At 72.3% G+C, this 26,156-nt stretch carries 24 protein-coding genes and 1 pseudogene; 14 read left to right on the top strand and 11 right to left on the bottom strand.

The genetic code is table 11. The features are described 5' to 3' along the window. The first annotated feature begins 269 nt into the window (after nucleotides 1-269). Both ACWZEH_RS28735 and ACWZEH_RS28730 read left to right on the top strand, forming a co-directional pair. On the top strand, nucleotides 270-1,706 hold the full coding sequence (locus ACWZEH_RS28735; protein WP_456193976.1) for a hypothetical protein: 1,437 nt from the start codon (nucleotides 270-272) through the stop codon (nucleotides 1,704-1,706). A 64-nt stretch (nucleotides 1,707-1,770) separates the two neighbouring features. Further along, nucleotides 1,771-2,529 carry a hypothetical protein gene (locus tag ACWZEH_RS28730; protein WP_456193975.1) on the top strand — a complete coding sequence of 253 codons (759 nt, stop codon included), beginning with the start codon at nucleotides 1,771-1,773 and terminating at the stop codon, nucleotides 2,527-2,529. On the opposite strand, the gene ACWZEH_RS28725 is transcribed toward ACWZEH_RS28730, so the two are convergent. The 4 genes from ACWZEH_RS28725 to ACWZEH_RS28710 all read right to left on the bottom strand — a co-directional run bounded on the left by ACWZEH_RS28725 (nucleotide 2,516) and on the right by ACWZEH_RS28710 (nucleotide 6,814). After that, entirely contained in the window at nucleotides 2,516-2,935 is a 420-nt protein-coding gene (locus ACWZEH_RS28725) for an NUDIX hydrolase (RefSeq protein WP_456193974.1), read from the bottom strand. The two genes, ACWZEH_RS28730 and ACWZEH_RS28725, sit on opposite strands and share 14 nt — an antisense overlap. A gap of 225 nt (nucleotides 2,936-3,160) precedes the next feature. Next, nucleotides 3,161-4,246, bottom strand: a complete 1,086-nt coding sequence (locus ACWZEH_RS28720) for a rhamnogalacturonan acetylesterase (RefSeq protein WP_456193973.1) — start codon at nucleotides 4,244-4,246, stop codon at nucleotides 3,161-3,163. Beyond that, entirely contained in the window at nucleotides 4,243-5,661 is a 1,419-nt protein-coding gene (locus ACWZEH_RS28715; protein WP_456193972.1) for an RICIN domain-containing protein, read from the bottom strand. The genes ACWZEH_RS28720 and ACWZEH_RS28715 overlap by 4 nt, the downstream gene beginning before the upstream one ends. 1 nt (nucleotide 5,662) lies before the next feature. Continuing rightward, on the bottom strand, nucleotides 5,663-6,814 hold the full coding sequence (locus ACWZEH_RS28710) for a glycoside hydrolase family 43 protein (RefSeq protein WP_456193971.1): 1,152 nt from the start codon (nucleotides 6,812-6,814) through the stop codon (nucleotides 5,663-5,665). Between the two features lie 273 nt (nucleotides 6,815-7,087). Between ACWZEH_RS28710 and ACWZEH_RS28705 the strand changes: the two genes are divergently transcribed. From ACWZEH_RS28705 to ACWZEH_RS28680, 6 genes are all read left to right on the top strand, one after another. Beyond that, entirely contained in the window at nucleotides 7,088-7,495 is a 408-nt protein-coding gene (locus ACWZEH_RS28705) for a YciI family protein (RefSeq protein WP_456193970.1), read from the top strand. Nucleotides 7,496-7,538: 43 nt separating this feature from the next. Continuing rightward, nucleotides 7,539-8,684: an RNA polymerase sigma factor gene (locus ACWZEH_RS28700; RefSeq protein ID WP_456199882.1), complete on the top strand. Its 1,146-nt coding sequence runs from the start codon at nucleotides 7,539-7,541 to the stop codon at nucleotides 8,682-8,684. A 150-nt stretch (nucleotides 8,685-8,834) separates the two neighbouring features. Next, nucleotides 8,835-9,749: a homocysteine S-methyltransferase gene (gene mmuM / locus ACWZEH_RS28695; RefSeq protein ID WP_456193969.1), complete on the top strand. Its 915-nt coding sequence runs from the start codon at nucleotides 8,835-8,837 to the stop codon at nucleotides 9,747-9,749. A gap of 250 nt (nucleotides 9,750-9,999) precedes the next feature. Beyond that, nucleotides 10,000-12,864: a type 1 periplasmic-binding domain-containing protein gene (locus ACWZEH_RS28690; RefSeq protein WP_456193968.1), complete on the top strand. Its 2,865-nt coding sequence runs from the start codon at nucleotides 10,000-10,002 to the stop codon at nucleotides 12,862-12,864. A gap of 29 nt (nucleotides 12,865-12,893) precedes the next feature. Then, nucleotides 12,894-13,526: an HD domain-containing protein gene (locus ACWZEH_RS28685; protein ID WP_456199881.1), complete on the top strand. Its 633-nt coding sequence runs from the start codon at nucleotides 12,894-12,896 to the stop codon at nucleotides 13,524-13,526. 278 nt (nucleotides 13,527-13,804) lie between these two features. Next, nucleotides 13,805-14,224, top strand: coding sequence for a hypothetical protein (locus ACWZEH_RS28680; RefSeq protein WP_456193967.1), 420 nt, complete (start codon nucleotides 13,805-13,807; stop codon nucleotides 14,222-14,224). A 70-nt stretch (nucleotides 14,225-14,294) separates the two neighbouring features. On the opposite strand, the gene ACWZEH_RS28675 is transcribed toward ACWZEH_RS28680, so the two are convergent. Beyond that, on the bottom strand, nucleotides 14,295-14,858 hold the full coding sequence (locus tag ACWZEH_RS28675; RefSeq protein ID WP_456193966.1) for a Uma2 family endonuclease: 564 nt from the start codon (nucleotides 14,856-14,858) through the stop codon (nucleotides 14,295-14,297). A 238-nt stretch (nucleotides 14,859-15,096) separates the two neighbouring features. On the opposite strand from ACWZEH_RS28675, the gene ACWZEH_RS28670 reads away from it, so the two are divergent. After that, nucleotides 15,097-15,327, top strand: coding sequence for an e9imm peptide (locus tag ACWZEH_RS28670; RefSeq protein WP_456199879.1), 231 nt, complete (start codon nucleotides 15,097-15,099; stop codon nucleotides 15,325-15,327). Nucleotides 15,328-15,522: 195 nt separating this feature from the next. Here the strand turns inward: ACWZEH_RS28670 and ACWZEH_RS28665 are convergent, their stop codons facing one another. After that, complete coding sequence (locus ACWZEH_RS28665; RefSeq protein WP_456193965.1) at nucleotides 15,523-16,152, bottom strand: tetratricopeptide repeat protein; 630 nt, start codon at nucleotides 16,150-16,152, stop codon at nucleotides 15,523-15,525. A 193-nt stretch (nucleotides 16,153-16,345) separates the two neighbouring features. On the opposite strand from ACWZEH_RS28665, the gene ACWZEH_RS28660 reads away from it, so the two are divergent. Beyond that, the gene (locus ACWZEH_RS28660) at nucleotides 16,346-17,053 is read left to right on the top strand and encodes a S1 family peptidase (protein ID WP_456193964.1); all 708 of its coding nucleotides are present in this window, start codon (nucleotides 16,346-16,348) and stop codon (nucleotides 17,051-17,053) included. A gap of 327 nt (nucleotides 17,054-17,380) precedes the next feature. On the opposite strand, the gene ACWZEH_RS28655 is transcribed toward ACWZEH_RS28660, so the two are convergent. Further along, nucleotides 17,381-18,388, bottom strand: a complete 1,008-nt coding sequence (locus ACWZEH_RS28655) for a homoserine dehydrogenase (RefSeq protein WP_456193963.1) — start codon at nucleotides 18,386-18,388, stop codon at nucleotides 17,381-17,383. After that, the gene (locus ACWZEH_RS28650; RefSeq protein ID WP_456193962.1) at nucleotides 18,381-19,217 is read right to left on the bottom strand and encodes an SMI1/KNR4 family protein; all 837 of its coding nucleotides are present in this window, start codon (nucleotides 19,215-19,217) and stop codon (nucleotides 18,381-18,383) included. Before ACWZEH_RS28650 ends, ACWZEH_RS28655 begins: the two co-directional genes overlap by 8 nt. A 234-nt stretch (nucleotides 19,218-19,451) precedes the next feature. Here ACWZEH_RS28650 and ACWZEH_RS28645 point away from each other — a divergent pair, with 234 nt between their 5' ends. Both ACWZEH_RS28645 and ACWZEH_RS28640 read left to right on the top strand, forming a co-directional pair. Further along, on the top strand, nucleotides 19,452-20,504 hold the full coding sequence (locus ACWZEH_RS28645) for a LacI family DNA-binding transcriptional regulator (RefSeq protein ID WP_456193961.1): 1,053 nt from the start codon (nucleotides 19,452-19,454) through the stop codon (nucleotides 20,502-20,504). A gap of 65 nt (nucleotides 20,505-20,569) precedes the next feature. Further along, nucleotides 20,570-20,965 (top strand): VOC family protein, encoded by a 396-nt coding sequence (locus tag ACWZEH_RS28640; protein WP_456193960.1) that lies wholly within the window; start codon nucleotides 20,570-20,572, stop codon nucleotides 20,963-20,965. A gap of 481 nt (nucleotides 20,966-21,446) precedes the next feature. On the opposite strand, the pseudogene ACWZEH_RS28635 reads toward ACWZEH_RS28640, so the two are convergent. Then, nucleotides 21,447-21,746, bottom strand: a pseudogene (locus ACWZEH_RS28635) (VOC family protein); the annotation flags it as partial. Nucleotides 21,747-22,039: 293 nt separating this feature from the next. Between ACWZEH_RS28635 and ACWZEH_RS28630 the strand changes: the two are divergent. Continuing rightward, nucleotides 22,040-23,398 (top strand): RICIN domain-containing protein, encoded by a 1,359-nt coding sequence (locus ACWZEH_RS28630; protein ID WP_456193959.1) that lies wholly within the window; start codon nucleotides 22,040-22,042, stop codon nucleotides 23,396-23,398. A gap of 166 nt (nucleotides 23,399-23,564) precedes the next feature. Here the strand turns inward: ACWZEH_RS28630 and ACWZEH_RS28625 are convergent, their stop codons facing one another. Further along, nucleotides 23,565-24,272 (bottom strand): helix-turn-helix domain-containing protein, encoded by a 708-nt coding sequence (locus ACWZEH_RS28625; RefSeq protein ID WP_456193958.1) that lies wholly within the window; start codon nucleotides 24,270-24,272, stop codon nucleotides 23,565-23,567. 10 nt (nucleotides 24,273-24,282) lie between these two features. Further along, on the bottom strand, nucleotides 24,283-25,218 hold the full coding sequence (locus tag ACWZEH_RS28620; RefSeq protein ID WP_456193957.1) for an AraC family transcriptional regulator: 936 nt from the start codon (nucleotides 25,216-25,218) through the stop codon (nucleotides 24,283-24,285). Nucleotides 25,219-25,300: 82 nt separating this feature from the next. On the opposite strand from ACWZEH_RS28620, the gene ACWZEH_RS28615 reads away from it, so the two are divergent. Continuing rightward, nucleotides 25,301-26,152 carry an NmrA family NAD(P)-binding protein gene (locus ACWZEH_RS28615; protein ID WP_456193956.1) on the top strand — a complete coding sequence of 284 codons (852 nt, stop codon included), beginning with the start codon at nucleotides 25,301-25,303 and terminating at the stop codon, nucleotides 26,150-26,152. Nucleotides 26,153-26,156 lie beyond the last annotated feature (4 nt).

Below are 26,156 nucleotides of genomic sequence, written 5' to 3'. Positions count from 1 at the left end.
CATGCCCCACGTGCGGCGGCTCGCCGCACCCGCCCGCCCCGTAGCTCTGGGTCGCGGCGCGGACACCGCAGGTCGCGCACCACGGGCGCATCGCTCCGCTCCGGAGGTGCCCGCCCGGCGCCGCGGGCACCGTGCCGCACGCCTCCGTCACGCATCGGGCGGCCGTGCCGGGTGTGGGACGGCGAAAACAACGGTACGGACGTTGAGACGGAGCCGTTTTCCTAGGATGGAACGAACGCGGACGTCCTGTGCCGCCCAACGGGAGGGGGATGAAGCACGCCTTGTCCCAACAGCAGCTCGGCCGCGGTTCGTCGCGGCCCGCTTCCCCGGACGACCCCACCCCTTCCGGCCCGGACACCGGGACGTTTCGGCCGACCCGGTTCGTGGGCTGGCTGGGCGGGTTCGGATGCGCGGCGGCCGGATACGCCGTGTTCCAGTTCCTGTTCGAGGTACTGCCCGACTCCCTCGACGGGGAGGCGGCGAAGTATCTGATCGCCTCGGTGAGCGGTCTCGGCACCGCGCTCGCCGCGTGGCTGGCGGCGGCACTGCTGCGAGCCCGCGCGGCAGCGGCGGCACCGCGGCCGGTGCCCCGGCCCGCGACCGGGGCACCGGCCGGCAACCGGGTTCCCGGTCCGCTTCCGCGGCTCTTCGCGGCCACCCACGACACGCTCGTCGACGAGGTGTCGGTCGTCGACGATCCGGAGCGCGGGCGGCTCGTCGGCTGGTCGCACTCGCTGGGCGAGAGCGCCCCGACCCGCCCCACCTCGGTCGGGACGGCGTACGGAATGCAGACCATGCTGGACCTGGGCACGGCCGACGGACGCCTGTCCATCGGTGAACTCGCCGACACCCTCTGGCGGTTGCGGCTGCCGGACGGCGGCTGGTCGGCACGGTCGCAGGGCACGCGGGCGCGTCCCGAGGTGACCGCGCTGGTGCTCGGCGCGCTCGCCCGCGCGGGGACGCCCCGGGACGGACGGCTGGCGCGCGAGGTGGAACTCTGCACGGCGGCCTTCACCCATGACGCCGACCGCGCGGGCCGCGGGTCGACCCACGTGATGACTACGGTGCTGCGCGGGCTGCTGCGCGCCGCGCCCGACTGCGACGCCCTGCCCCTCCTGCGGGAGGCACTCGTCGACGGGGCGGTGAGCGATCCGCACCGGGACCATCTGCGCTGCTGGGGATACCGGCTCGACCCGCCGTACGGCCACCCGTCACCCGTGCACACCGCGCAGGCGGTGCTCGCGCTCGACCGTGCGGCACGCGTCCTGGGGGAGGGCCCGGCGGTGCGGGCCGCCCGTGAGGACGGCGTGCGCTGGCTGCTGTCCTGCCCCGACGCGCCCCACCACGTCTGCAGGGACCTGGAGAACGGCCGCGAGGAGGTACGCCGTCCCCGCCCCGACGACCCGGCGCGCCACGAGGTGCTGAACGTACGGCACTTCACGGCGTCCTGGGTCGTGCGCGCCCTGCTGTGCCGGGGCTCGCTGGAGGTGGCCCGGCAGGACGGCCTGGAGGAGACCTGGCGGGAGCTGCTGGACGGCGCGGCCGCCTGCGTGCGGGCCGGGCAGCAGGACGGCATCTGGTCCTGGGCGCGGGGCGAGAGCACGGAACTGCGGCGCCCGATGTGGATGACGTACCAAGGCGTGACGGCGCTGCGTGCCCACGCGGTGTGGACCTATCGACCGGACGAGGCGGCTCCGGTCCGTTGACGCGTGCGTGGTCGTGGTACGGACTGCGCGTCAACGGGCGGGAGCCAAAGGAAACGGAGTGCGCATGGGTGGCCGGCAGGTCCTGGCGGCACGGCGGTCACTGGCCGCATCACTGGGCGGTACCTTGCCCGAGCGGGACCACGTGGCCGCGGCGTACGCGGTGGTCGACGAACTCGGCGCACCGGACAGGATCCTGGAGCTGGTCGCCGAACTCGCCTGTGGCGAGGGCGATCCCGAGGAGGCCGCCCGGCTGTCGTACCGGCACGCCCTCGGCTTCGACAAGCTGCTGCTGGTCGACGCCGGCCCGCAGCACATGCTGCGCGCCCATGTGTGGCACGCGGGCGCGGGCGGCACGGGCCGGGAGGACATCCACAACCACCGCTCGGCGCTTGCCTCGCACGTCGTACGGGGCAGGCTGTGGACGGAGTTGTACGAAGAGGTCCCCGGGGGACGGGACGCGGGGCGAACCGGGACGCGGGACGCCGGGATCGAGGCCGCCCGCTTCGAGGAGTCGCTGGCCGAGGGGTCGGCGGACTGGCTGCTGGAGCCGGCGGGTCCGGCGCGGCTGCGGCTGACGCATCTGGGCCGGTACGCGGCGGGCAGCACGTACGCCCTGCCGGCGCACACCCTGCACCGCGCCTGGTGCGACACCCAGGGGCCGACGGTGACCCTGTTCCTGGAGACGGGCGGTCGACGGCGGCGGCACACCGACGTGTTCACTCCGGGCGGCCCGCACGCGGGGGCGGTGCCGAAGGTGCCGATGGACGTGCCGTCCTATCTCGAGTCGCTGGGCTCCCTGGCGGACCTGCTCAGGAGTCCGTGAACGCCTGCCGGACGATGTCCAGGTTGTAGTCGTCGATGTCGACGCGGGTCAGCTCGCCCTGCCGGAGCCAGACATGGTCCTGGTCGGGAGAGGGCAGTGTGACGTCCCGGGACAGCGGGCGCACCAGGAAGTTCTCCTGCCGGTTCCTGACCTCGTTCCCGGCGTACTCGCTCAGGAAGGACGACTCACCGACCTTGCGCACGATCTCGCCGAGCAGGCCGGTCTCCTCCTTGAGCTCGCGCAACGCGCCGTCCGGGGCACTCTCACCCGGTTCGAGCTTGCCGCACGGGACGCCCCACACCCGGGGCAGGAACCTCTCGTGTTCGCTGCGGCGCACCAGGAGTACGCGTCCCTCGTCGTCCCTCACGACCGCTGCCGCCAGCCGTTTGTCGCCGGGGATGTCCATGCCCATGGTTCCTCGGTCCCTCGCCGGAGATGAGTACGAAGGTTCTGATACCCGCGAAAGCGTCAACCGTACCAGGGTCGTCCGGCCAAGGCGGTGACGTCGGCCTCATCCCGTACGGAGCCCCTGCTCACCGCCTGGCTTTCCGCGTGGGCGGTACGCCGGGCGGGGAACAGGCGCGAGGGGGGCCTGCGGCACCCCGGTTCCGGTCGGGGTGCCGCAGGGGCTTCATCCCATCCTGACCCGGCCCTCGGGCACCAGACGCCCGAGGACGAGTTCGTCGCGGACCAGGGCCGCGAACTGTGTGGCTCCGTGAGTGGAGGTATGGGTGTTGTCGCGTTTCTCGTCGTAGAGGTAGAGCGCCTTGGAGCCCTCCGCGCCGAGGGATTCCACCAGCGCCCTGGTCCTGGCGGTGAGGTCGATCAGCGGGACGCCGGCCGCCGAGGCGACGGCGCGGACGACCGCCGGGTGGTCGACGCCGAGCCCGTTGACCAGCAGGGCGGTGTCGTTGTTCAGGGTGCCGTCGGTGTTGAACCAGCGCCGCACGACGGGCGTCACCAGAACCGGTTCACCGCCCTCGGCCCGCACGCCCGCCACCATGGTCTCGAGGTTGGCCCGGTAGGTCGCCTCGTCGGTGGTCTTGTCGTTGTGGGCGAGCTGGATGAGGACGAGGTCACCGGGCCGGATCGACGACCGGACGGTGTCCCACAGTCGCGGGTTCCCCAGATAACTGACCGTACTCTCGCCGGAGTCCGCGTGGTTGGCGACCGAGACGCCCTTGCGCAGGTACTGGGGCAGTTGCTGGCCCCAGCCGGAGTACGGGTCGCCGGGCTGGTCGCAGGCGGTGGAGTCGCCGACGACGAGGATCTGCCGGGTGTGCCGGTCGGCGGCCGGGGTGACCCGGATGTCCGCGAGCGCGGGTGCGGCGCCGCCGATGGTGAGGTCGAGCCCGGGGCTGCCGTCGGGCCCGGTGGGCTCCCCCTCGGGCGTGCGGACGTCGACGGTGAAACCGCGGGAGACCCGCTGCCCGGCCCCGGCGGTGGTCTCCGCGAGCAGCGTGCGCCGGGTCTCGCCGCCGATGGCGGTACGGGAGGCGCTCTCCCCGCCGAGACGGACCTGTACGTCGTAGGTGCCGGGCGGGAGGTCGAAGTGGCAGGCGGTGGCGGTGCAGTTCTCGATGCCCAGGGCCGGCCTGTGGTCCCGCGTCCGGGCGGCGGCGGGAGCGGACGACAGCCCGAGCCCGCCGACGACCGTCGCGGCCGCCACGGCTCCCGCGACGACGGTCTCCGCCGTCCGCCTCCGACGCGTTCTCATGTCCCGCGTGTCCACTGCTGGTTGCTCCCTCCGTTGCAGGTGTACGTGATGAGGGCGGCCGAGTTGGCGGTCGCGCCGCCGGACACGTCGAGGCATTCGCCGGTCGCACGGGACGTGAGGGTCACGTGGGAGCCGGTGGCGGAGACAGACCACTGCTGGGCGGTGGCCGCGGCGGAGGTGGAGCAGTTCTCCTGCGTGACGGTGCTCGCGTTCTCCTGGAGGCACAACGAGCTGTTGCGCACGACGAGTCGGTGGTAGCCGTTGCCGGCCGGCTTGAACCAGAACCGCTGGTTGCCGCCGCCGTTGCAGTCGTACTGCTTGAGCTGGGCGCCCTGCCACAGCGACTGGCTCGTGATGTCGGCGCACTTCCCGCTGTGCCGGGCGATGAGCGTGTGGTACGTGGCGGAGGTCCCGCCGACCGTCCCGGCGGCGGTGTCGACGGTGATCTCGGGCGACCAGGACAGGGACATCGAGGTGGAGGACGGGAAGGTCAGCGGCAGCCACACGTACCGGGAGTCGTTGACCCTGCCGCCGAAGGAGTTGCCCCAGCGGTCCCCGAGATACAGGTAGGACGTGCCCGAGGACCCCTGTACCGGCAGGACGAACGCGGTCTGCGATCCGTAGGCGGTCGCGTCCCCCACGTCGCGCATCGCCGACCAGGGGCCGGCGGGGCTGGTGGCGGTGGCGTACTGCTGCTGGTTGGGGTTCCAGCCGGTGGCGCCGGACGTCAGCATGAAGTACACGCCGCCCCGCTTGAACAGGGCCGGCGCCTCGCGGTGGCCGCCGGGCCACGGGTTGGCGACCAGGCTCGCGATGCCGGTGTGGTCGGCGGTGAGCCGGTAGACGTGCAGGTCGTAGTTCTCGCGGGCGGCCGAGACCATGTAGCCGGTGCCGTCGGTGTCGGTGAAGACGGTGATGTCGCGGGACATGTGCTGCCCCAGCGGGCGGAAGCTGCCCCGCCACTCGTAGTCGCCGTCCACGGTGTCGGAGACGGCGACGGCGGCGCGGGCCTCGCTGTAGTCGGAGCCGTTCTCCTTGTGCATCCACATCACGAACTTCCCGGTGGCCGCGTTGTACATGACCTTGGGGCGTTCGATGTTGGCGGTGGCGAGCTCCGGGTCATCGGCCTGGGTGAGGACGTGGTTGCGGAACTCCCAGTTCTTCAGGTCGGTGGAGCGGTAGGCGTCGACGTACCGGAAGGTGTTGTCGTCGCCCCGGTGCTCGCCGAACCAGTAGTAGTACGCGCCGACCTTGATGATCCCGCCGCCGTGCGCGTGCACGGGGCTTTTGGTGACGTCGGTGAACTGGACGCCGTTGTCGATCGTCTGCGGTGCGGCCCGGGCGGGCCCGGCGGTGGCGAGGGCGCCGGCGAGGGCGAGGCAGAAGGTGAGCACCACCGCGTACAGACGTCTCATGTCACACCCCCGTGCCACTGGTCGCCGCGGTCCCGTCGGCCACGGGGATGCCGAAGTCCGGGGTGCCGTCCGGCTTCCAGCCGAGGGTCTGGACGCGGGTGTGGCGGTTCGGGTCGTCGAGCGGGTCCCCGTTGATCTCCCTGTACTGACGGGCGTGGTAGACGAGGACGTCGGTGCGGCCGTCCTCGGCGACGGTGAAGCAGCTGTGCCCGGGACCGTACTGCCGGGTCGTGTCGTTGCTGGTGAAGACGGGGACGGGCGACTTGGACCAGCTCGCGGTGTCCATGAGGTCGCTGTCGTCGGGGGCGGTGAGCAGACCCATGCAGTAGTTGGCGTCGGTGGCGCTGGCGGAGTACGTCATGAAGACCCGGCCTTGACGCTGGATCACGTACGGCCCCTCGTTGACCTTGTAGCCGACGCGTTCCCAGCCGTACTCCGGTGTGGACAGCCGTACCTGGGGCCCCGTCAGGGTCCACGGGTCGGACATCTCGGAGAGCCAGACGGCGGTGTTGTTGTCCATGCCGGGCTCGTGCTGGGCCCAGGAGAGGTAGCGGGTGCCCCGGTGGGTGAAGGTGGTGGCGTCCAGGGAGAAGGTCTCCCACGCGGTCCTGATCCGCCCTTTCTCGACCCAGGTGCCCCGGAAGGGGTTGGGGTGGGCGTTCTCCAGCACCCAGATGCGGATGGCCCACACGTCCTCGGCGGGCGCGGCGGCGAAGTAGACGTACCACTTGCCGGCGACGCGGTGCATCTCCGGCGCCCAGATGTGGGCGCCCATGTCACCAGTGGGGTGGGCCCGCCAGATCACGGACTCGGCGGCACTTCCCAGCCCGGCCAGCGTGCGGGAACGGCGCAGGACGATCCGGTCGTACTCGGGGACGGTGGCGGTGAAGTAGTAGAAGCCGTCGGTGTGACGGGTGATGTGCGGGTCGGCACGGTTGCGCACGAGGGGGTTCCCGTAGGGGGCCGCCGCCTTCGGTCTGCCGGCGGGCGTGGAGGGGGCGGCCGCGTGGGCCGCCGCGGGGGTGGTGGCGGCCAGGGCGCCTGCGGCGAGGGCGCTCTTCAGCAACAGCCTGCGGGCGGGCGTGGGGGACGGAGCGGATGACGGCTCGGGGAGGTGGGGGCGGGGGTGGGGCAGGTCGTCGGCGCGGCTCATGCGGTCTGCCTCTCGGGGAGGGGAGGTGGTCCGTGCACGGGCTGTTCGGCTCGTTCGTTCCGTTCGGCATACCGAAAGTCATCTGACATGACGAACATCGAACGTCGAAAAGGTAAGCGCTTGTCATGAGTGGGTCAACGGTTCGGACGAGCCGGAGCGGTATGCCCACGGAAGCGAAAAACTTTCGGGTGCCGATGTCGAGAACCCGTGGCCGGCTCCGTCCCCGCAGTGAACGCGACCAGAATGGGTCACACAGCACCGAGGAGAGACACGATGACCAAGTACCTGCTGCTGAAGCACTACCGCGGCGCCCCGGCTGCGGTCAACGACGTGCCCATGGACCAGTGGACGCCGCAGGAGATCTCGGCCCACGTCCAGTACATGAACGACTTCGCCGCCCGGCTCGAGGGAACCGGCGAGTTCGTCGACGCCCAGGCGCTCTCCCCCGAGGGGGCGTTCGTCCGGTACGACGGCGAGGGCCGCCCGCCGGTCACCGACGGCCCGTTCGCCGAGACCAAGGACCTCATCGCCGGCTGGATGGTGATCGACGTCGACAGTCACGAGCGCGCCCTCGAGCTGGCCGGGGAACTGTCGGCCGCCCCCGGGGCGGGCGGGAAGCCGATCCACGAGTGGCTCGAGGTGCGCCCGTTCCTGGCCGCGCCGCCCACCGTCACGGAATGACGACGGAAACGGCCACGGAAACGACGAGTACATGACCTCCGAGGTGAACGAGTTCCTCCTCCGGAGCCTCACGCCGAGCGTGCTCGCGATCCTCGTCCGCCGCGGAGCCGACTTCTCGGCGGCCGAGGACGCCGTCCAGGACGCTCTGGTCGAGGCGGTCCGGGTCTGGCCGGCCGGCCCTCCGCGGGACGCCAAGGGCTGGCTGGTCACCGTGGCCTGGCACCGGTTCCTCGACGCGGCCCGGGCGGACACCGCCCGCCGCCGGCGTGAGGACCGGGTCGACGAGGAGCCGGCCCCCGGGCCCGCGCCCGCGGTGGACGACACGCTCCAGCTCTACTTCCTGTGCGCCCACCCGTCGCTGACGCCGTCGTCCGCGGTCGCGCTCACGCTGCGCGCCGTCGGCGGGCTCACCACCCGCCAGATCGCCCGGGCCTGCCTGGTTCCCGAGGCGACCATGGCGCAGCGGATCAGCCGGGCCAAGCGCACCGTCTCCGGCGTGCGGTTCGAGCGGCCCGGCGACGTCGCCACCGTGCTGCGCGTCCTCTACCTGGTCTTCAACGAGGGCTACTCCGGCGACGTCGACCTCGCCGCCGAGGCCATCCGGCTCACCCGGCAGCTCGCGGCCGCGATCGACCACCCCGAGGTGGCGGGGCTGCTCGCCCTCATGCTGCTCCACCACGCCCGGCGCGCCGCCCGGACCGCGCCCGACGGCAGCCTGGTGCCGCTCGCCGAGCAGGACCGCGGCCGGTGGGACACCGCGACGATCGCCGAGGGGGTCGGGATCCTGCAGGCGGCCCTCGCCCGCGACCGGCTGGGCGAGTTCCAGGCCCAGGCCGCCATCGCGGCACTCCACGCCGACGCCCCCACCGCCGGAGAGACCGACTGGGTGCAGATCGTCGAGTGGTACGACGAGCTCACGCGCCTGACCGGCAGCCCGGTCGTCCGGCTCAACCGCGCGGTGGCCGTCGGCGAGGCCGACGGGCCGCGCGCCGGCCTGGCGGCGCTCACCGCACTGGACGACTCGCTGCCCCGCCACGCCGCGGTGGCGGCGTACCTCCACGAGCACGACGGCGACCTGGCGACGGCGGCACGCCTGTACGCCGAGGCGGCCCGGAAGGCGTCCAACCTCGCCGAACGCGACCACCTGACCCGCCAGGCCGCCCGGCTCAACACCCGCCGGGGGCACTGAGGGGTCGCGCTCGGTTTCTCGGAGTTCCCGCCCGGTGTCTGACGTGGCCCCGTGCCGAGGAACCGCGCAGGACGCCCGCCCGTGCCCTGCCCACGGCCTACGGCCCACGGCCCACGGCTCACGGCTCACGGCTCGACTACCGTCGACGGTATGCACACCGCCCCCGCCCTGGCCGACCTTCTCGCCGCCGGCACAGCCGTTCTCGACGGCGGCATGTCCAACCAGCTGACGGCAGCGGGCCACGACCTGAGCGACGAGCTGTGGTCGGCGCGCCTGCTCGCCGAGGACGCCGGGGCGATCACCGAGGCGCACCTCGCCTACTTCGAGGCGGGCGCGGACGTGGCGATCACCGCCAGCTACCAGGCCACGTTCGAGGGCTTCGCGCGACGCGGCATCGACCACGGCCGGGCCACCGCCCTCCTCGCCCTGAGCGTCGGGGCGGCCCGCGAGGCCGCCCGGCGGGCGCAGGTGTCCCGCCCCCTGCGGGTGGCGGCCTCCGTCGGCCCGTACGGCGCGATGCTCGCCGACGGCTCCGAGTACCGGGGCCGGTACGGGCTGAGCGTGGCCGAGCTGGAACGCTTCCACCGCCCCCGCATGGAGGCCCTGGCCGCCGCGGAGCCCGACGTCCTCGCTCTGGAGACCATCCCGGACACCGACGAGGCCGAGGCCCTCCTCCGCGTCCTGCCCGCCCTCGGCATCCCGGCCTGGCTGTCGTACTCGGCGAAGGGCGACCGCACCCGCGCGGGTCAGCCCTTGGAGGACGCTTTCGCGCTCGCCGCCGACGTGGACGAGGTCATCGCGGTCGGCGTGAACTGCTGCACCCCGAAGGACGCCGACCACGCGGTCGCCCTCGCGGCCCGCGTCACCGGCAAACCCGTCGTGGTCTACCCCAACAGCGGCGAGACATGGGACGCCGGAGCGCGCGCGTGGAAGGGTCGCGCCACGTTCACCGCCGAGCAGGTCACGGGGTGGCGGGAGTCCGGAGCCCGGCTGATCGGAGGGTGCTGCCGGGTGGGCCCGAAGACGATCTCGGCGATCGCCGCGACGCTACGGCGGCCGGCGTAGCGAACGCGCACCGGACGGCCTTCCCGGGCCCTGCTCCCCCACCCCGACCGCTGTCTCCCGCCCGCTGTCCCGCGCCCGCCCTGGGCCTCGCCGCCGCCGACTGCTCGTCGTCCCCCCGGGAGCGGTTGTCAGGGGCAAGCGTTATCCTCACCGAACGCGTGTGACACATGTGTCTTACGACCACCGGGGGGTGTCCGTGCACGGCCGTGATCAGTTTTTCCCTCAGGACTGTCCGGGCGGCCACCCGGGCATGTCGACCGAGGCGGGAATCGACGTCCAACGCCAACTGGAGTCACTGATCCAGGACTTCCGTGCGGGCGATCCTCCGATGCCGGTGATCGTGCTGCACGCCGAGGATCCCGCCGACGACGACCGGGTCACCGGGCTCGTCGACGAGCTGCGCGAAGGGCAGCAGCAGCACGGCACGCGCCTGGCCGTCGCCTCGACCGAGCCGCAACCGGGGGAGGACAGTCCCACGGCGCGGGCCACACGACTCCTGCGCGATCTCGGCGACTCCGGGAAGTGGGGCGACCGGTCCGCCGCCTACCGGCCCTACTCCTTCCCCCGCCTCGGCCTCGTCCGTGCCCTCCAGGAGGCCACCGACGATCCGGAGATGCGCGAGCACTGGCCGACCGCCCCCGCCGGCACTCCGGAGGGCAACACCCAGCGGGAGCAGGCCCGGACCCAGCTGCTGCGCCTCCTGGCCCGGCAGCACTGGCGCCCCCGCAGACCCCCGCGCCGGCAGATACTGCTCACCGACGTGCAGCAGTTCCTCCCCATGGGCGTCCTGGGCGCCTTCACCGCGCTGCTCACCCGCCCCGAGTGGTACATCGCCCTCCTGGCGGGCATAGGGCTGATGGTCCTGCTCGCCGTCCTGAACCACGTCCCCGGCCGCGCCCCTCTCTTCCTGTGGTTACGCAGGGAGAGCCGGTGGTTCCTGACCACGACGTTCCTCCAGTCCGCCGCCCGCCACCAGTCGACCAGTGTGCGGCTGCTGCGGCCCGTCCGCTCCTGGAAGGCCATCGCGGCACGCGCCTACGACGTGGCCGAGGCCCTGCGGGAGGGCGGCCAGTTCCCCCTCCAGCTGTATGTGCTGGCGCTCCTGGAGGACCTGCGGAACAACCACCGGCGCGGCAGCTGGGATCTGCGGGGGTTCAAGCGGACGCGTCCACCGGTGCTGTTCCTGCGCCGGGCAGGACAGGAGAACGGCGGCATCGAACTGATCAGGGCGGTCAGCGACGTCCGCAGCCGGCGCAGCGAACTCGACCCGCTGCTGATCGTGGCGGGCGTGGCGGCGGACGACGCGCCGCTGCTCGACCGCGGCGAGGACGGAAGTCCGCAGGCCTCACCGTCACCGTCACCCTCCCGGTACCAGCCCTCGCGGCTCCAGCAGCGGCTGCGGAACTGGTACGACGAATGGGCCGGCAACCTCCGGGCCGACCAGTCGCCGAGCAGGACGAACGCCCTGCCCTGGGTGCTCAGGATTCCGCTCCCCCGCGAGGAGTTGGCGCAGCTGCGGGAGACGGACTGGCGCTGTGTCAGGGACCGGCACCGGCTGCCCCTGGTCCGCGTGGTGTGGTCGGCGTACAGCCTCGCCCTCGCCGTCGTCCTCGCCTGCACCGCGGGCGGTGTCCACTCCTACGAACTGCACCGGACGTACTGCTCGGCGGGCCTGCTGACCGCCAACCGCGACACCGAACGGCATTCCGCGCCCGGCGACGGCACGGAGTGCGTCGGGATAGCCACCGGGGACGTGCGGTTCGGCGCGTACCTCCGGGACGCGGACGACGAAGAGGCCGACGAGCAGGGCGGAAGACTGCGCGAACTGGAGAACCGGATCCATGACGAGAACGCCAGGGTGCTGCGCAACCACTCCGGCGCCTACGTCACGGTGGTGTACGCGGGACCGCTGAGCTCCTCCAAGCTGAACCCCTCGCCGGTCAAGGGCGTCGAGGAGCTGACCGGCGTGTACCTCGCCCAGCGTGTCGTCAACGAGAACCACACGGTGAAGATGCGGGTGCTGCTCGCCAACGGCGGCGCGGACATGGGACACCAGAGCGAGACGGCCGAGGCGATCGCCGAGTACGCCGAACGCGACCCGACCTTCGTCGGCGTCGTCGGCTTCGGCCGTGACCTGCAGAGCAGCCCCGGTGTCACGGACCGGCTCCACAAGGCGGAAGTGCCCGTCGTCTCCGGCACCAACTCGGCGAGCTACCTGCCGGAGGAGTTCTCCAACTGGTTCAGTCTCGCGGCTCCCGACGAGCACCAGGCAGAGGCGCTCGGTCACGTCGCCCGGCAGCTGCGCACCCCCGGCGGGGCCACGCACGCCCTGGTGCTGGCCCGCGACCTCAAGGGCTCGCAGGACCGTTACACCAGCGAGCAGGCCGCCTACGGCGAGGAGATGCTGAAGCGGGAACGCTTCCGGACGCTGCCCACACGGGAGTACCGGGTGGTGAACGGCGACCCCGAACTGCGGTTGCACGCGGAGCGCATATGCCAGGGAGAGAACGTCCCCTCGGTGATCTACTTCGCCGGACGGGTCGAGGACGTCGGACCGCTGATGACCCAGCTGAGCACCCAGCCGGGCTGCGCGAACAAGGAGATCTCGATCCTCACGGGCGACGACCTGAGCAAGGCCAGGTTCTCCGGCACGGGCGGCAGCGACGGCGTGGCCCCGCAGATCACGCTGTACCACGCGGCCCTGGCCGAACTGGAGGACGCCGCGCCCGCCACCGCCTTCTACGAGGACGCCGCCCGCCACCTCTCCTGGATCGAACAGGACCGGCTCCCGTACGCCACCCCCGACTTCGCCAGCGGCCAGACGGCCCTCTCCCACGACGCCGCGCGTGCGCTGTACTGGGCGGCCAGCCGCGAGGACGTGCCCCAGAGCCTCGCGGCGACCTGGGTCAACCTCAGGAGCGTCAAGCTCGACAGGATGGCCACCGGGACGATCGACTTCACCAACGCGCCCCTGTACGGCGAACGGCACGGCCACAGCATCCTCGTCAAGCGGGTCCGCAGAACCCCGGCCGGTGTCTCGGAGGCGGAGGTCCTGTGCAGCAGAACGGCCGGCGACGTCAAGCCGCTCGACGTGAAGGAGTGCTCGATCAAGTGAACGAAACGGTAATCGCCCAGGATTCCGGGATGAGGATTCCAGGCCCCGAGGAGATCCGCGCGCTGCACGAGAAGCACGCGCCCACCGCCGAGGCGTTCGCGCTCGTCCACACCCACTGCGAGATCGTCTGGAGCATCGCCGGGCAGCTCCTTTCCGCGCCGCACCTCGCCCACCTCGACGCCGACCTGGTCCGCGCCGGCTGTCTCCTCCACGACATCGGCGTCTACCGCCTCTACGGGGACGACGGCCGGCTGGACCACAAGAGCTACGTCCGGCACGGACTGCTCGGTCAGCAGATCCTCGAAGAGGAGGGCTTCCCCGAGGCCCTGTGCCGGTTCTGCTCCCACCACACCGGAGTCGGGATCACCCGGCACGACATCGTGCGCCAGGGCCTCCCCCTGCCTCCCGCCGACTACACGGCGGTGACGCGGGAGGAGCGGCTGGTGATGTACGCGGACAAGTTCCACAGCAAGTCCAGACCGTCGGCGTTCCTCTCCCCCGACGCGTACGCTGCCCACGTCCGCCGCTTCGGCGAGGAGAAGGTGACCGCCTTCCAGGCCCTGCGCGCCGAGTTCGGCGACCCCGACCTCACCCGCCCGGTGCCGGGCGGGGGCGGGGGCGTGGACGTGGACAAGGACGGGAGCCTGGGCGTCCTCCCGTGACCGTCATCGTCCGTCACGGCACGGGCCCGCCGCGACAGCCCCTGTGGAAGCGGACACCCGCGTGGACGGGCCACTTCGCGCCCACCGCCGGTCACGTCACGGGGCGGCGGGAGTCCGGGGCCCGGCCGATCGGTGGATGCCGCCGGGTGGGCCCGAGGACGATCCCGGCGATCGCCGCGACGCCACGACGCCGCGACGCCACAGCGGCCGGCGCGGCGAACGCTCGTCGGTGGATTGCTCGGTCATGACAGGGCCTCTGCGGGTCGGGCGGTGGCGTGGTGAGTGTCGGCGGTAACGCGACGCTGATCGGCAGTGACCAGAAGTCGCCTGGCCAGCGGCTGAGGGGCGAGGGCCGCGAGTTGGTTGATGCGGTCGGCCTCTTCCAGCAGTTCGTTTGCGTGGCTGTCGAGACGGACGGCGTTCCCGCAGCCGGGGCGGCAGTCGAACTGGTTCGGGGCGGTTGCGTCGGGGCCTGGTTCGCAGAGCGCGTTGTCGCGCTTGAAGACGCAGATCAGCGAAGCGTCCGGGTTGTCGAAGAGGACCAGGCCGTCGCGGGCCGGGTAGTCGGCGGCCTGTTCGGCGAACTTCTGGGTGACGGTACGGCCCTCGAGTCGTGGTGCCTGGACGGCGGCGGTGAGGGCTCGTCGGGCGGCGGGCCCTTTTCACCTGCGTTTTCGCAGGTCAGCTCCGTTCGGTGAGTCCGTGGAAGTCCGCTGGTGTGCGCCGTTGGCGGGTCCGGTTGCCGTCAGCGTTGCCGTCAAACGGCATCTACTGTCGTGCGAGTCCAGCGGGGTCGATTGCGATGGGGAACGGGGCGTCCAGGTGCGTGGTCGCGCCGGAGAGTGCAGTCGTCTGCTCCACGTACCGGCCGCCCCGCAGCTCGTAGATGGCGAGCATGGGGGCCGGGTCGAACTCGAGTCGCCAGAAGTGCGGGATGGCTGCCTCGGCGTACAGCATGGGCTTGACCTTGCGGTCCATGGTGCTGTTGCCCGGGGAGACGAGTTCGACGACAAGCTGAACCGCTTCGATGTCGACGGTGACGGGGTCCTCGGCGGTCGCGCCGGCGTCGGCCACGACCAAGTCAGGAACGACCAGACCCGACGGCAGGGCGACATTGACGCCCTCCAGGATCTCCACCGGTGCGCCGACGGCCCGGGCAGCCGCGTCCAGGGCGACGTGGAGGCGGAACGAGGCCCGCTGATGGCGAACTCCGGGAGCGGGGGACATTACGAGGGACTCCCCCAGCAGCTCGTAGCGGGTGGTGCGGTCTTCGGGCAGGGCGAGGACGTCGGCGACGGTCCAGGGCCCTGTGTGGTCGATGGCAACGCTCATTCCCTTTCACCTCCTCGTCCGCCCGGCAGCCGCGGTGTGACTCCGACAGGCGGTACACGGCCAGCATACGGGCGCTCCCACCTGCCGACACCAGGTCTCGCCGGCACGAGCGAGACCCCGAACGCGCGTGCCATGAAGCCCTCCGCCGGAGCGGCGTCGGCAAGGCTCGCCCATGGCTGACCTAGGAGTTGTCCGGGCGATCAAGGATCTCGTTGGGGTGACTCGGCGGAGGGACCTGATGAGTGCTGGGGAGATGAGCCGTGCGGAGGCGGTCGCGCTCGTGCAGCAGACCATGGACGCGGACTACGCCTCGGGCGACGAGGTGGACGGCTGGCTGGACAGGCTGGACAGAGCCCTGGCATGCCCGTCCGGACATGTCAGGGACTTGATCTTCTGGCCGCCGGAGCGGGAGCTTTCGGCTAATGAGGTGGTCGATCAGGCCCTGGCGTATCGGCCAGTCGCTTTGTGAAGTCGGGACCCAACTCCGAAGCCGGATGAGCAGGGCTGCGGTGGTTGCGGTGCCGAGGAAGACGTAGCCGCGCTTGTCATAGCGAGTGGCCACGGCCCGGGACTGCTTCAGCCCGTTGATCGCTCGTTCGACGGTTGCGCTTCTTGTACCGCTCTTCGTCGAAGCCGGGTGGCCGTCCACGCCCCACCGGATGGATCAGTGATCACTGGGCGTAGCCCCTTCGGTTGTCGGCACCGGTGGGTCGTCGGCTGTGATGCGAGCCAGCAGCGTGCGGGCTTCCCGGACTTGGGGGTGGTCCGGATGCAAGAACCGCTCGCAGTCGGTCAGCGCCTCACGGACCGCTGCTTCCGCTTCGCTCCGACGCCCCAGACCATGCAGGGCAGCGGCCGTGTTCACAGCCAGGGCCCCGCTGTGGCCCCGAGTCCGGAGTGGAGTGAGCCGGCGCGCCTCGGTGAGCGCTTCGTGGTGCCGCCCCTGCCCGTTCAGACCGCGCACGAGACCGTAGTGCAAGGCAGCGAGCGTGCTTCCTTCGGCTCGGGGCAGATCGCCCCGGGCGATGGCCTCGGCCTCCTCGTAGCGGGCTTGTCCGCACAGGGCGCGGACCGAGTTGCTCAGCACGCTCAGCTCGATGTCCCATACCGGTACCAGATGTTTCAGGCGGGTCAGGCTACGCAGTACCTCCAGTCCTTCAGCCTCCGCTTCCGCGTAGCGCTCCGCACCGTTGAGGACCATCATGCGGTTGTGCCGGATCTCCAGCAGCAGCGTCCGCTCGGGCCCAGCCATCCCGCTCAACTCTGCTATGAGCGATTCCAGCTCGGCCGGCACCTGCACTCCGCGCCCGTGGACGCAGGCCGCCGCCGTGGCCAGGGCCCTGGCGTACCACGCCACAGCGATACCCCGACCTCGCCTGCGCAGACGTCCCGCTTCCGCCTCGAGCGCCCTGGGGTTGGCGGCTTTCGGCCTGACCGTCCGGGTCCGGGAGGCACACAATGGCAGGCACATGCCATAGGAGGCCGCCGTGAGTCCCACGCGTTCCGAAAGACCCCTGCGAACCGTCGTCCGGGCCGTCGTCGTACTGGCACTGCTCCTCGTCTGGTCCCCCGCCGTCGGATCGGCCGCCCATGCCGGGGAGCGGGCGGGGCGACAGGCGGCCGTCTCGGTGCGCGGGGGCGACACCCTCTACAGCACCGGCGCCCGCTGCACCGTGGGCTTCAACGCCCGCTCCGGCTCCACGCTGTACGCGCTCGTTTCGGGCCGGTGCGCCCAGGGCGCCCGCACCTGGTACGCCGACGCCGCCCTGACCGTCGCCGTCGGCGTCACCGCGGGAGTGAGTTTCCCGGGCAACGACTACGCGAGCATCCGGTACACCAATACGGCGGTCGCCTACCCCGGCGAGGTCTCGCTGGGCGCCGGTACCCGCGACATCACCAACGCGGCGCATCCCGTCGTCGGGCAGTCGATCTGCCACGTCGGGCGGACCACCGGATACCGCTGCGGGACCGTCCAGGCCGTGAACGTCACCATCAACTACGGCGGGGGAACCGTGTACGGACTGTTCCGGTCCAGCATCTGCTCCGAGCCCGGCGACACCGGCGGTCCGGCTTTCTCGGGCAGCACGGCTGTCGGCATCATCGTCGCCGGCAGCGGTAACTGCAGCTCGGGAGGCTCCACCTACTACCAGCCGGTGACCGAATGGCTGTCGGCGTACGGCCTGAGCGTCTACTGAGGCGACCGAACCGGGCCGACCGCGCACGCGAAGCCCCGGCGGACAGAGCCGGGTCGCCGGGGTGTCGTGCGCAGCCGACGGCGGGCCGGCACCGACCGCCTTCCGGCCACTCACCAAGGCCGCGCGGCACGGTCCGACCGAGGATGCGGAGAAGTCGTCCGTGCTGCTCACCGACCGTGATCGCGCCCTCTGCCGGCGCTACGGACACTGGGGGGCCAGGGGATTCCCGGGGTCGGGACCAGGACCGTCAAGGGCTGACTGCCCCGACCCCCGTGCCCCCTTCCCCGTTCCCGCCGTCCCGGAGGCCAGGTCCCCGCGTGCCACATGTCAGAGGAACCCTGTGCGGGGAGCCGTGACCGCGATGGTGTCCTTCACCAGGGCCAGCGCGGCGCCCAGAGGGCTCGAGCGTCCCCCGCTCACGATGACGTCGCCGGCATCGGGACAGCCGAACACCACGGCCTTCTCCGGCCCGACCAGCGCGTACAAGGGGTCGCCGGGCTCCGTCTCCTCCAGTCGGACGCGGACGAGGTGGGGCTCGTCCAGGGAGGCGCTCGCCACGGCTCGCAGGCGGCGCGCCCGGGAGACCGCGTCCAGCGCCGCCCGGGAAGTTCCCTCGCCCACCGGCTCCGCCCGCACCTGTACGGACGCCGGGTCCCATCCCCAGGCCAGCGCTGACAGCAGCCGCACCTTGGTGGCGGCATCCTCACCGGACAGGTCGGACGACGGGTCCGCCTCCGCGGTCCCCCGGCGCTGGGCCTCCCGGACCGCCTCACCCAGCGAGTCGCCCTCGGCGAGGCGGTCGAGGACGAACGTGGCGGTGCCGTTCGGGCAGGCCCGAATCGTCGTGCAGCCCAGACCGCGCAACGAGGTCCTGGCCAGGTCCCCCGCCGGCAGAGCGGCTCCCGTGGCCCCGGAGATCCTGATCATGCTGCCGGCCGCACGGGCCGCTTCGTCGAGGTCCCGCCAGTGGCTGAGCAGGTGGCTCTTGGTGGCCGTGACCACATGAACCCCTCTGCGCAGGGCGACGAGGGCCTCCTCCGCGGCGTGCCGCCGGAGTCGGGGTGAGGACGGGATCGCCTGGACGAACACGCGGGCAGCTGTCCGGTCGAGCGTGTCCTCCAGCGGGGCCAGCGGACTCCACTCCGAGCGGGGCGGCACGGGCTCCCCCTCGCGGAGCCGGCACTGCGCGGAACTCGCCCGGACGACAGCCACGTTCACCCGTACGCCGTGCCGGCGGGCCAGCCCGTCCCCCTGCCGCGCCAGGTGCTCGACGAAGGCCTGGCCGACCGGACCGTATCCGGAGAGCACCACATCGGCCTGGCTCACCTCACGCATGGTTCTCCGCTCCTCTTCGACGTCCCCGTACGGGAGACCAAGCTTCGCATTCCCTCGTGGGAACCCGCGGTGTTCGGCTTCGTTCAAGGAGTGCGCCCAGCGCACGGCCCAAACGAGGCGGGGGGAGGGCCGAAGCCGACCGCAGTGGCGAGTCGAGAGGGCGGGGCGAAGGCCAGTCCCGGATGCCGCTGTTTCCCGGGCGGGTGGTGCGGCTGTCCCAGACCAGGCAGAAATGCCCTGAGGGAAGTTCGTAAGGTGTGGGCCAGTCCCTCAAGTAGCGTTCGCCGGTGACCAGGCTCGTGGCCAGGCCGTCGAAGAGTTCGGCCGGGCTGGACGCCCACTTGGTGGCCTCGACGGCTCCCGATCCGAGACCCATCTCGTAGACGTGGCCGTAGGCCGGGCCGGGACGATGGTCGACGAAGGCGATCCCTCCGTCGATGGGATGCGCGAAGGGCACCCACTGGTGGGCGTGGCCGTAGAGCGTGTCCCCCTCCCAGTACCCGTTGGCGATGAGCTCCGCCAACTCGTCCGCCAGGAACTCGTGCCCCCGCGCGATGCGGTCGGTTCCGATGAGCCGGTGTCCCAGCGGCAGGAACGCGCCGGCGTGGTGGTTGGCCGGCTCCGGATCCGGCATGACGCCGTCGTGCCGCTGCAGAAGTGCTCTCAAATGCGGGTGGAGCGGGAAACCGAGTCGCGCTTCGAGGGCCGCGATCTCCTCGGCGGTGGCAGGCTGCAGCAGGGCGGCCTGATCGATGGGAGCGCGCACCGATAACCAGTGCTCGAAGCGCTCCCACGCCGCATCGAACGCGGCAAGCTCTGTGTCCGTCATGCCGCGACCCTGGACGGCACCACTGACACTCCTCTGCGGCCGCGGGGCGACAGTTGGGCTCCTGCCTCTCCATGTCGACGCGGTGGTCGGAGGGTAGGCGAACCAGTAGAGGTGCGAGGGTGCCTCACGCCCGTCGGCCGTGTGCGGGTTCTTCCCGCCGGGTTGCACCGGACCTACAGTAGGAAGCGCTTTCTATACGGTGGCCCTCGGCTGGGCCGGAGAGGTGGGGTCCCGATGGTCCGTACGGGAGGTACGGGGCGGGTGGGCGTGGCGGCCGGGCCGACGCTGGCGGTCGTGGCCCGCGAGGCGGGGGTGTCCGTGCCGACCGCGTCCAAGGTCGTCAACGGGCGTGAGGACGTGGCCCCGGAGACCCGGCGCCGGGTCACGGAGGCGCTGGACCGGCTCGGCTATGTGCGCAGACCCCGGTTCGACGGGGCGAGGGCACCGCGCATGGTGGACCTCGTGGTGGACTCGCTGGGGAGTTCGGGGTCCGGCGCGGTCCTGCACGGTGCGGAGGAGGCGGCGCACGACGCGGGGCTGGAGATCGTGGTGTCGGCCGCGCTGACCCGCGGCCACTCCGGCCGCCCGGAGCGCGGGTGGCTGGACAAGCTGGTGGCCCGCGGATCGTCGGGGGTCCTGTTCAACCTGGCCGAGCTGGGCATGTCCCAGTACGCCTGGCTGGAGCAGCACCGCATCCCGTTCGTCATGATCGACCCGGTGCTCGAACCCCCGCCCGGCGTCGTGTCGGTGGGCGCGGCGAACTGGCAGGGCGGGGTCACGGCGACCGAGCACCTACTGTCGCTGGGGCACGAGCGCATCGCCGTCGTCGCGGGTCACCGGCACACCCTGTCCAGCGGCGCCCGCGTCGCCGGCTACCGCTCGGCCCTCGCCGCGGCGGGGGTCCGGCAGCGCGCGGAGTACGTGTGCCACGCCGGGTTCGACGAAGCCGCCGCCCGCCGCCGTACCCGTGAACTCCTCGACCTGCCCGAGCCGCCGACAGCCGTCTTCGTCTGCTCGGACGGGATGGCGCTCGGCGTGTACGAGGCCCTGGCCGAACGGGGCCTGCGCGTGCCGGACGGCATGAGCGTCATCGGCTTCGACGACCTCCCCGAGGCCCGCTGGCTCGCCCCCGCGCTGACGACCGTCCGGCAGCCCCTGTCCGAGATGGCGGCGACGGCCCTGCACCTCCTGCTCCGCATCATGGACGGCCACCACCCGGAAAGCACCCGCACCGAGCTGTCCACCCGCCTGGTGGAACGCGCGAGCACGGCACCGCCGCGCGGCTGACCCACGCGCGGGCCGTGTCCGATTCCTTCAAGACCGGGGAGCCGGAGCGCGCCTACGGTGACCCCATGAGTGCACGATTTGATGCCATCGGGCTGGTCGTCTCCGACATGGGCGCCTCCGTCGCCTTCTACCGGCGGCTCGGGTTCGCGTTTCCCGAGGAGGCCGAGGAGCAGGGGCACGCCGAGGCGGAACTGCCGGGTGGGCTGCGGTTGTTGCTGGACACCGAGGAGGTCGTCCGGTCGTTCCACGCCGGGTGGGAGCCGCCTTCGGGCGCAGGGCGGGCCTCGCTCGCCCTGCGGTGCGACAGTCCTGCCGAAGTGGACTCCCTGTATCAGGAGTTGGTGGCGAGCGGTTGTCGGAGCGAACTCAAGCCCTGGGACGCGGTGTGGGGACAGCGCTACGCCACCGTCCTGGACCCCGACGGGAACGGGGTGGATCTGTTCGCACCGCTGGTCCTCTGAGTCGGGAATTCCGTTCGGACGTGCGGGCTTGCCGGATGGCACCGGCCGGGCGGCCGAAGGCCGGGTCGACGCTGCCGGATGAGGAGCGGGCTGCGCCGGAGGGGCGGATGCGGCGCCGTGCGACGCCGTGCGACGCCACAGGTGTGGGCCTCGCGGTGCCGGATATCGTCCCGGTCTGCGCCACCGGCGCGTCGAGCAAAGACGTTGCCGCTCGGCCGGATTCGACACCGCGTGCGGTGGAGCGGCGGTTCGCTAGGCCGGCCGGCGAGCGGACACGGCGGGGCGTCCACAAAACCGTCCACGTCCTGGAGAAGGACACCCGGGCCCGGATCGCCGCATGGAACACCGATCCCAGACCCCACGCCCGGACCAGGGCCGGGGACGAGATCCTCGAACCCCTCGCCGGCCGTCCGAACGGAATTCCCGAGTCGGAGGACCGGGTACCGGACACCTGGTTCCGAGGCGTGACCGATGAGCATCGGAGTGGGGCGAGGCGGGCCTTGAGCAGGCAGAACTCATTGCCTTCGGGGTCGGCCAGGACATGCCGCTGCTCCTCCCCCGTCTGGCCGGTGCCGGCCGGGCGCGTACCGGGCTTCAGAAGGCGTTCGAGCTCGGCGTCCTGATCGCGGTCGGTGGCGTCGACGTCGATGGGCAGCCGGGATTCCCCCTTCTCCGGCTCGTCCCTGTGACTGAGGACGATCGTCGACTGCGGACCACCGAACCCATGACGAAACCTGCTCTCACCCTGGCAAGCGCCGGGAAGGCCACACGCGAAGCTCATGGGATCCCAGCAGTGAAAACGGTCCCGCGACCGTACCGAACGAGGTGAGCGCAGCCGCGTCGTGGCCCAGTCTGCCCCGGTCGGCGCATCGGGATGCTCACCGGTGAACTCACCCCTGACTCTCAGCGCATGGTCGGCTGTTCGTGCTCGGGCAGGTCAAGGTCCGTGCTCCGGCCCTCCGTTCATACCGGTCGGGCAATATGGCTGCGGCGCACCGCCCTACCGGTTGCGGGGCACCACGAGCGTGCGGCCGTTACCCGGCAGACAACCGTGAGACCGAAGGAGAACGAACGATGTCACGCCAGAACAGGCCAGGTGGCGGCACGCCCGCCCACCCGGCCGGCACCGACGGCGGACCATCGGTCCGCCGTGCGGTGGTGCTGCCCTTGGTGGGCGCCGACGCGGAGCAGGCCCCGCTGCCCGCCCCGCGCTGCGGCACGGCCACCACCGGCGTCGCCGCCGTCATGGCCGAAGGCACGGGAAGGGCCGACGGGGCCGGCCGGGGCAAGGCGGAGACACCCTCCACCGACACGGCCACGGCCGAGTCCGGGACGGCCACGGCCGCGGACGAGCCGGAGGAGCGGAAGGCGGCCGCGGACGAGCCGGAGGAGCGGAAGGCGGCCGCGGAACCGGGAGAGGACCGCCGGGAGCGGCCGGGGACAGGGGCGGACATCGCCACGCCGGCCCCCACCGCGTCGCCGGATGCCGCCGGAGGCATCCGGTCCGGGCTGGCTGCCGTACTCGGCGGCGCCCGCCGGTCCGGCGGAGCCGGGCGGGGAAGCGGCGACGGTGACGGCGACGGTGCGCTGGGCAGGCCGAAGGCCCCCATGCTGGCCGCCGCCGGAATCGCCGGGGTGATTCTGATGGCCGTACCGCTGCTGGTCATGGCCGGCAACGACTGGGACGAAGAGCCCGAGGGCCGCGCCGCCGTGGCTGCCGACCCCCAGGCGCTGCACGACGGGGAGGAGGCACAGCCGCCGCACGTTTACGCCGCCAGGACCCCGAAGGACGATGCTCCGTCCGGCTCGTCGAAGGACGACGAGCGCGACGGCGACGAGGGGAAACAGGGGAAGGCGGCGGAGGACGGGAAGGAGGCGAAGGACGGGAAGCAGGGGAAGGACGACGGCACGGCGCCCCCGGACGACTCCGACCCCGCCGACGGCGCGAGCCCGCAGGTCGCCTCGCCGAAGGAGAGGGAGGAGGACGCGGCGAAGGAGCCGGCCCAGCGGGCCGAGAGCAAGGCGGACCAGACGGTCTCCGTCGCCACCGCCCGGATCGTCAACGCCGACACCGGCAAGTGCCTCACCGCGAGTTCCCGGGGAGCCGGGGCGGAACTGGCCATCCAGCCCTGCGGAGCCTCGCAAGGCACCCAGACCTGGTCCTTCCACGACGACGACCGCACCCTGCGCATCGGTGAGGACCTGTGCATGGGGCTGGACGGCGGGTCGGTGAAGGAGGGCACGGCGATACTGTTGCAGCGGTGCGACGGGTCGGACGGGCAGAAGTTCAAGATCAACAGTACCGAGGACCTGGTGTCGCTCAAGGCCGGCAACAAGTGCGTCGACGTGTGGTGGGGCAAGGAGGCCAACGGCACGCCGGTCAAGCTGTGGCCCTGCACCGGCACTGCCAACCAGACCTGGCGGCGCGGCTGACCCCGTCCCCCGGCCCCGGAGGGCCGCCGGACCCAGCCGTCCACGGCATGGGCGTATGAACGGCATGGGCGTATGACAGGTCCCGGGCGCTCCCGCGTACCGCGCGCGAGCGCCCGGGACCCGTCCTCGTACGTGGCGCATCAGAGCCTTTGACCGGGATCCACTTTCACGACAGTCCCCAGCCGTGAGCCGCCAGGAGTCCGCCCAGCGGCAGGCCCGTCAAGTCCCGTACGTCGCGGGAGAGGTGGGCCTGGTCGGCGTAGCCGGTACGGGTGGCCGTCTCCGCGTACGGGGTGCCCCTGCGGGCCAGGGCGAGGGCTCGGCCCAGGCGGAGGATGCGGGCCAGCGTTTTGGGGCCGTAGCCGAAGGCAGTCAGAGAGCGGCGGTGCAACTGGCGTGCGCTCAGGCCGAGTTCGTCGGCGGTTTCGGCGACCGGGCGGCCCGCGTCCAGGGCGGCCACGACCTGTCGAAGCACCGGGTCGGGCAGGGTGGCGACCTCGGCGGCCCGCCTCAGGGCCAGGTCCTCCAGGCCGCGAGCGGGGTCGGCCGCCGCGTTCACCAGAGTGGTCGCTCGGCGTACCTCCGCTGTCGGCCACAGGTCCGCCAGGTCGGGTCGCTGATCCCGCAACTCGTGCGCGGGCACTCCCAACAGGGCGGGGAGGGCGCCGGGGTGGAAGCGGATGCCCGCCCAGGGGCCCGACGTGCCGGCCTCGATGAGGTGGGCGTGGGTGTCGGGGCCCGCGACCAGCAGGCGTCCGTCGTGCCAGAGCAGGTCCATGCAGCCGTCGGGGAGAACCCGGCCCGCTCCCGCGCCGGCCGGGGTGTTGGTCCACACGACCGCGTCCGGCAGCCGTGACGCCCGTTCGCTGTACACGTCGCCCAGGCTACGCGGCCCGCGTCCGCCACTCCTGCGGGCTGACGCCGTACGCCCGTTTGAAGGCCGTCGACAGGGCGAAGGCACTGCCGTAGCCGACGTGGCGGGCGATCGCGCCGAGGGTGTCGTCGGTGTCGCGGAGGCGGTCCGCGGCGAGGGCGAGGCGCCAGCCGGTGAGATACGTCATCGGGGGCTCGCCGACCAGTTCCGTGAAGCGTCGGGCAAGCGCCGCGCGCGAGACGCCGGCCTTCGCGGCGAGCCCGGCGACCGTCCAGGGGTGGGCGGGGTCGTCCTGGAGGAGGCGCAGCACCGGGCCGACGACGGGATCGCCCAGCGCCCCGTACCAGGCGGGCGGTGCCGCCTCGGGGCGGGCGAACCAGGTCCGCAGCGCGGCGATGACCAGCAGGTCGAGCAGCCGGTCGAGGACGACCTCCTGGCCGGGTTCGTCCCGCACGATCTCCGCCGCGAGGACCGGGGTGAGCGGGCAGTCCCAGTCGTCGGCCGTGAGGAAGACCAGGGGCGGGAGCGCGTCGAGCAGACGGCCGCCGATCTCGCCCTGCACCCGGTAGGTGCCGATGAGCATGACCGCGGCGCCGTCGGTCCGGTCGCCCCAGGTGCGGACGTCGAGGTCCATGACACCGTTCAGGGGGCGTCCGTCGGGGTAGTGGCACTCCCCGCCCGGCAGGATCAGCGCCTGCGGTGGGGTGCCGGGGTCGTCGGCGCAGGTGTACGGGTCGGGGCCGCGCGCGATGGCGAGGTCGCCGGGGCGCAGCAGCCGCCGGTCGCCGCTGTCCGGCACCAGCCAGGCCTCGCCCCGGACGAGGAGCATCACGGTCAGCGGGGCGCGGTCCTCGATCCGGACCGACCAGGGCGGGTCGAAACAGGCTCGGATCATGAACGCGCCACGAGCGCGGGGGCCTTCCAGCAGGCCGGTGAGAGCGTCCATGGGCTTCAGCGTAGACGCGGGCTTATGGGAACGAGCCGTTCGGCGATGGTCCGGTGCGGCCCACGGCAGTTGACTCGTAGGCATGACACAGGCCAAGAGCACAGCAGACATGACGGTGGTCGTCACGGGCGCCTCGGGGCGTACCGGGAGCCGGGTGGCGCGGGCGGCCGAGGCGGCGGGGCTCGTGGTGCGGGCGGCGTCCCGGGCCACCGGGTTCGACTGGGAGGACCGTACGACCTGGGCGGACACCCTGCGGGGCGCCGACGCGGCCTACCTCGTGCACCCCTCGGACGTGGGCGCACCGGGGACCGCCGAGGCGGTCGGCGCGCTCGCCGGGCAGGCGCTCGGGCTGGGCGTGCGGCGGCTGGTGCTGCTGTCCGCGCGGGGCGAGGACCAGGCGCTGCCCACGGAGGAGGCACTGCGGGCGTCGGGCGCGGACTGGACCGTCGTACGGGCGGCGTGGTTCGCGCAGAACTTCAGCGAGGGACCGCTGGTGGAGGAGCTGCGCCGGACCGGGGAGCTGGTGTTCCCGGCCGGTGGGGTGCCGGAGCCGTTCGTGGACGCGCGGGACATCGCGGAGGTCGTGGTCGCCGCGCTGACCGGCGGGGAGCGGTACGCCGGGCGGAACCTCACCGTGACGGGGCCACGGCTGCTGACGTTCGGGGAGGCGGTCGCGGAGATCGCGCGGGCGACGGGACGTGAACTGACGTACCGCGCGGTGTCCGCCCGGGACTACGGCGAGGCGCTCACCGGGTTCGGGGTGCCGCCCGAGGAGGCCGGGTTCCTCACCGAGGTGTTCGGCACCCTCCTCGACGGCCGCAACGCGCAGGTGGAGGACGAGGTGGTGCGGCAGGTGCTGGGCGGCCGGGAGCCGCGGGACTTCTCGGACTTCGTACGGGAGGAGGCGGCCGCGGGGACCTGGCGGGCGGTGTGAGTCC

The sequence above is a fragment of the Streptomyces yamdrokensis genome, assembly GCF_053890455.1.
Note: the sequence above shows the minus strand (reverse complement) of the source record. Positions and strands in the feature narration are given on the sequence as shown.

What these genes read in the sequence shown, in the direction of transcription:
- ACWZEH_RS28735 (WP_456193976.1), top strand. Translation starts at nt 270, where the DNA reads ATGAAGCACGCCTTGTCCCAACAGCAGCTCGGCCGCGGTTCGTCGCGG.
- ACWZEH_RS28730 (WP_456193975.1), top strand. Translation starts at nt 1,771, where the DNA reads ATGGGTGGCCGGCAGGTCCTGGCGGCACGGCGGTCACTGGCCGCATCA.
- ACWZEH_RS28725 (WP_456193974.1), bottom strand. Translation starts at nt 2,935, where the DNA reads ATGGACATCCCCGGCGACAAACGGCTGGCGGCAGCGGTCGTGAGGGAC.
- ACWZEH_RS28720 (WP_456193973.1), bottom strand. Translation starts at nt 4,246, where the DNA reads ATGAGAACGCGTCGGAGGCGGACGGCGGAGACCGTCGTCGCGGGAGCC.
- ACWZEH_RS28715 (WP_456193972.1), bottom strand. Translation starts at nt 5,661, where the DNA reads ATGAGACGTCTGTACGCGGTGGTGCTCACCTTCTGCCTCGCCCTCGCC.
- ACWZEH_RS28710 (WP_456193971.1), bottom strand. Translation starts at nt 6,814, where the DNA reads ATGAGCCGCGCCGACGACCTGCCCCACCCCCGCCCCCACCTCCCCGAG.
- ACWZEH_RS28705 (WP_456193970.1), top strand. Translation starts at nt 7,088, where the DNA reads ATGACCAAGTACCTGCTGCTGAAGCACTACCGCGGCGCCCCGGCTGCG.
- mmuM (WP_456193969.1), top strand. Translation starts at nt 8,835, where the DNA reads ATGCACACCGCCCCCGCCCTGGCCGACCTTCTCGCCGCCGGCACAGCC.
- ACWZEH_RS28690 (WP_456193968.1), top strand. Translation starts at nt 10,000, where the DNA reads ATGTCGACCGAGGCGGGAATCGACGTCCAACGCCAACTGGAGTCACTG.
- ACWZEH_RS28685 (WP_456199881.1), top strand. Translation starts at nt 12,894, where the DNA reads ATGAGGATTCCAGGCCCCGAGGAGATCCGCGCGCTGCACGAGAAGCAC.
- ACWZEH_RS28675 (WP_456193966.1), bottom strand. Translation starts at nt 14,858, where the DNA reads ATGAGCGTTGCCATCGACCACACAGGGCCCTGGACCGTCGCCGACGTC.
- ACWZEH_RS28670 (WP_456199879.1), top strand. Translation starts at nt 15,097, where the DNA reads ATGAGTGCTGGGGAGATGAGCCGTGCGGAGGCGGTCGCGCTCGTGCAG.
- ACWZEH_RS28655 (WP_456193963.1), bottom strand. Translation starts at nt 18,388, where the DNA reads ATGCGTGAGGTGAGCCAGGCCGATGTGGTGCTCTCCGGATACGGTCCG.
- ACWZEH_RS28650 (WP_456193962.1), bottom strand. Translation starts at nt 19,217, where the DNA reads ATGACGGACACAGAGCTTGCCGCGTTCGATGCGGCGTGGGAGCGCTTC.
- ACWZEH_RS28645 (WP_456193961.1), top strand. Translation starts at nt 19,452, where the DNA reads ATGGTCCGTACGGGAGGTACGGGGCGGGTGGGCGTGGCGGCCGGGCCG.
- ACWZEH_RS28640 (WP_456193960.1), top strand. Translation starts at nt 20,570, where the DNA reads ATGAGTGCACGATTTGATGCCATCGGGCTGGTCGTCTCCGACATGGGC.
- ACWZEH_RS28630 (WP_456193959.1), top strand. Translation starts at nt 22,040, where the DNA reads ATGTCACGCCAGAACAGGCCAGGTGGCGGCACGCCCGCCCACCCGGCC.
- ACWZEH_RS28620 (WP_456193957.1), bottom strand. Translation starts at nt 25,218, where the DNA reads ATGGACGCTCTCACCGGCCTGCTGGAAGGCCCCCGCGCTCGTGGCGCG.
- ACWZEH_RS28615 (WP_456193956.1), top strand. Translation starts at nt 25,301, where the DNA reads ATGACACAGGCCAAGAGCACAGCAGACATGACGGTGGTCGTCACGGGC.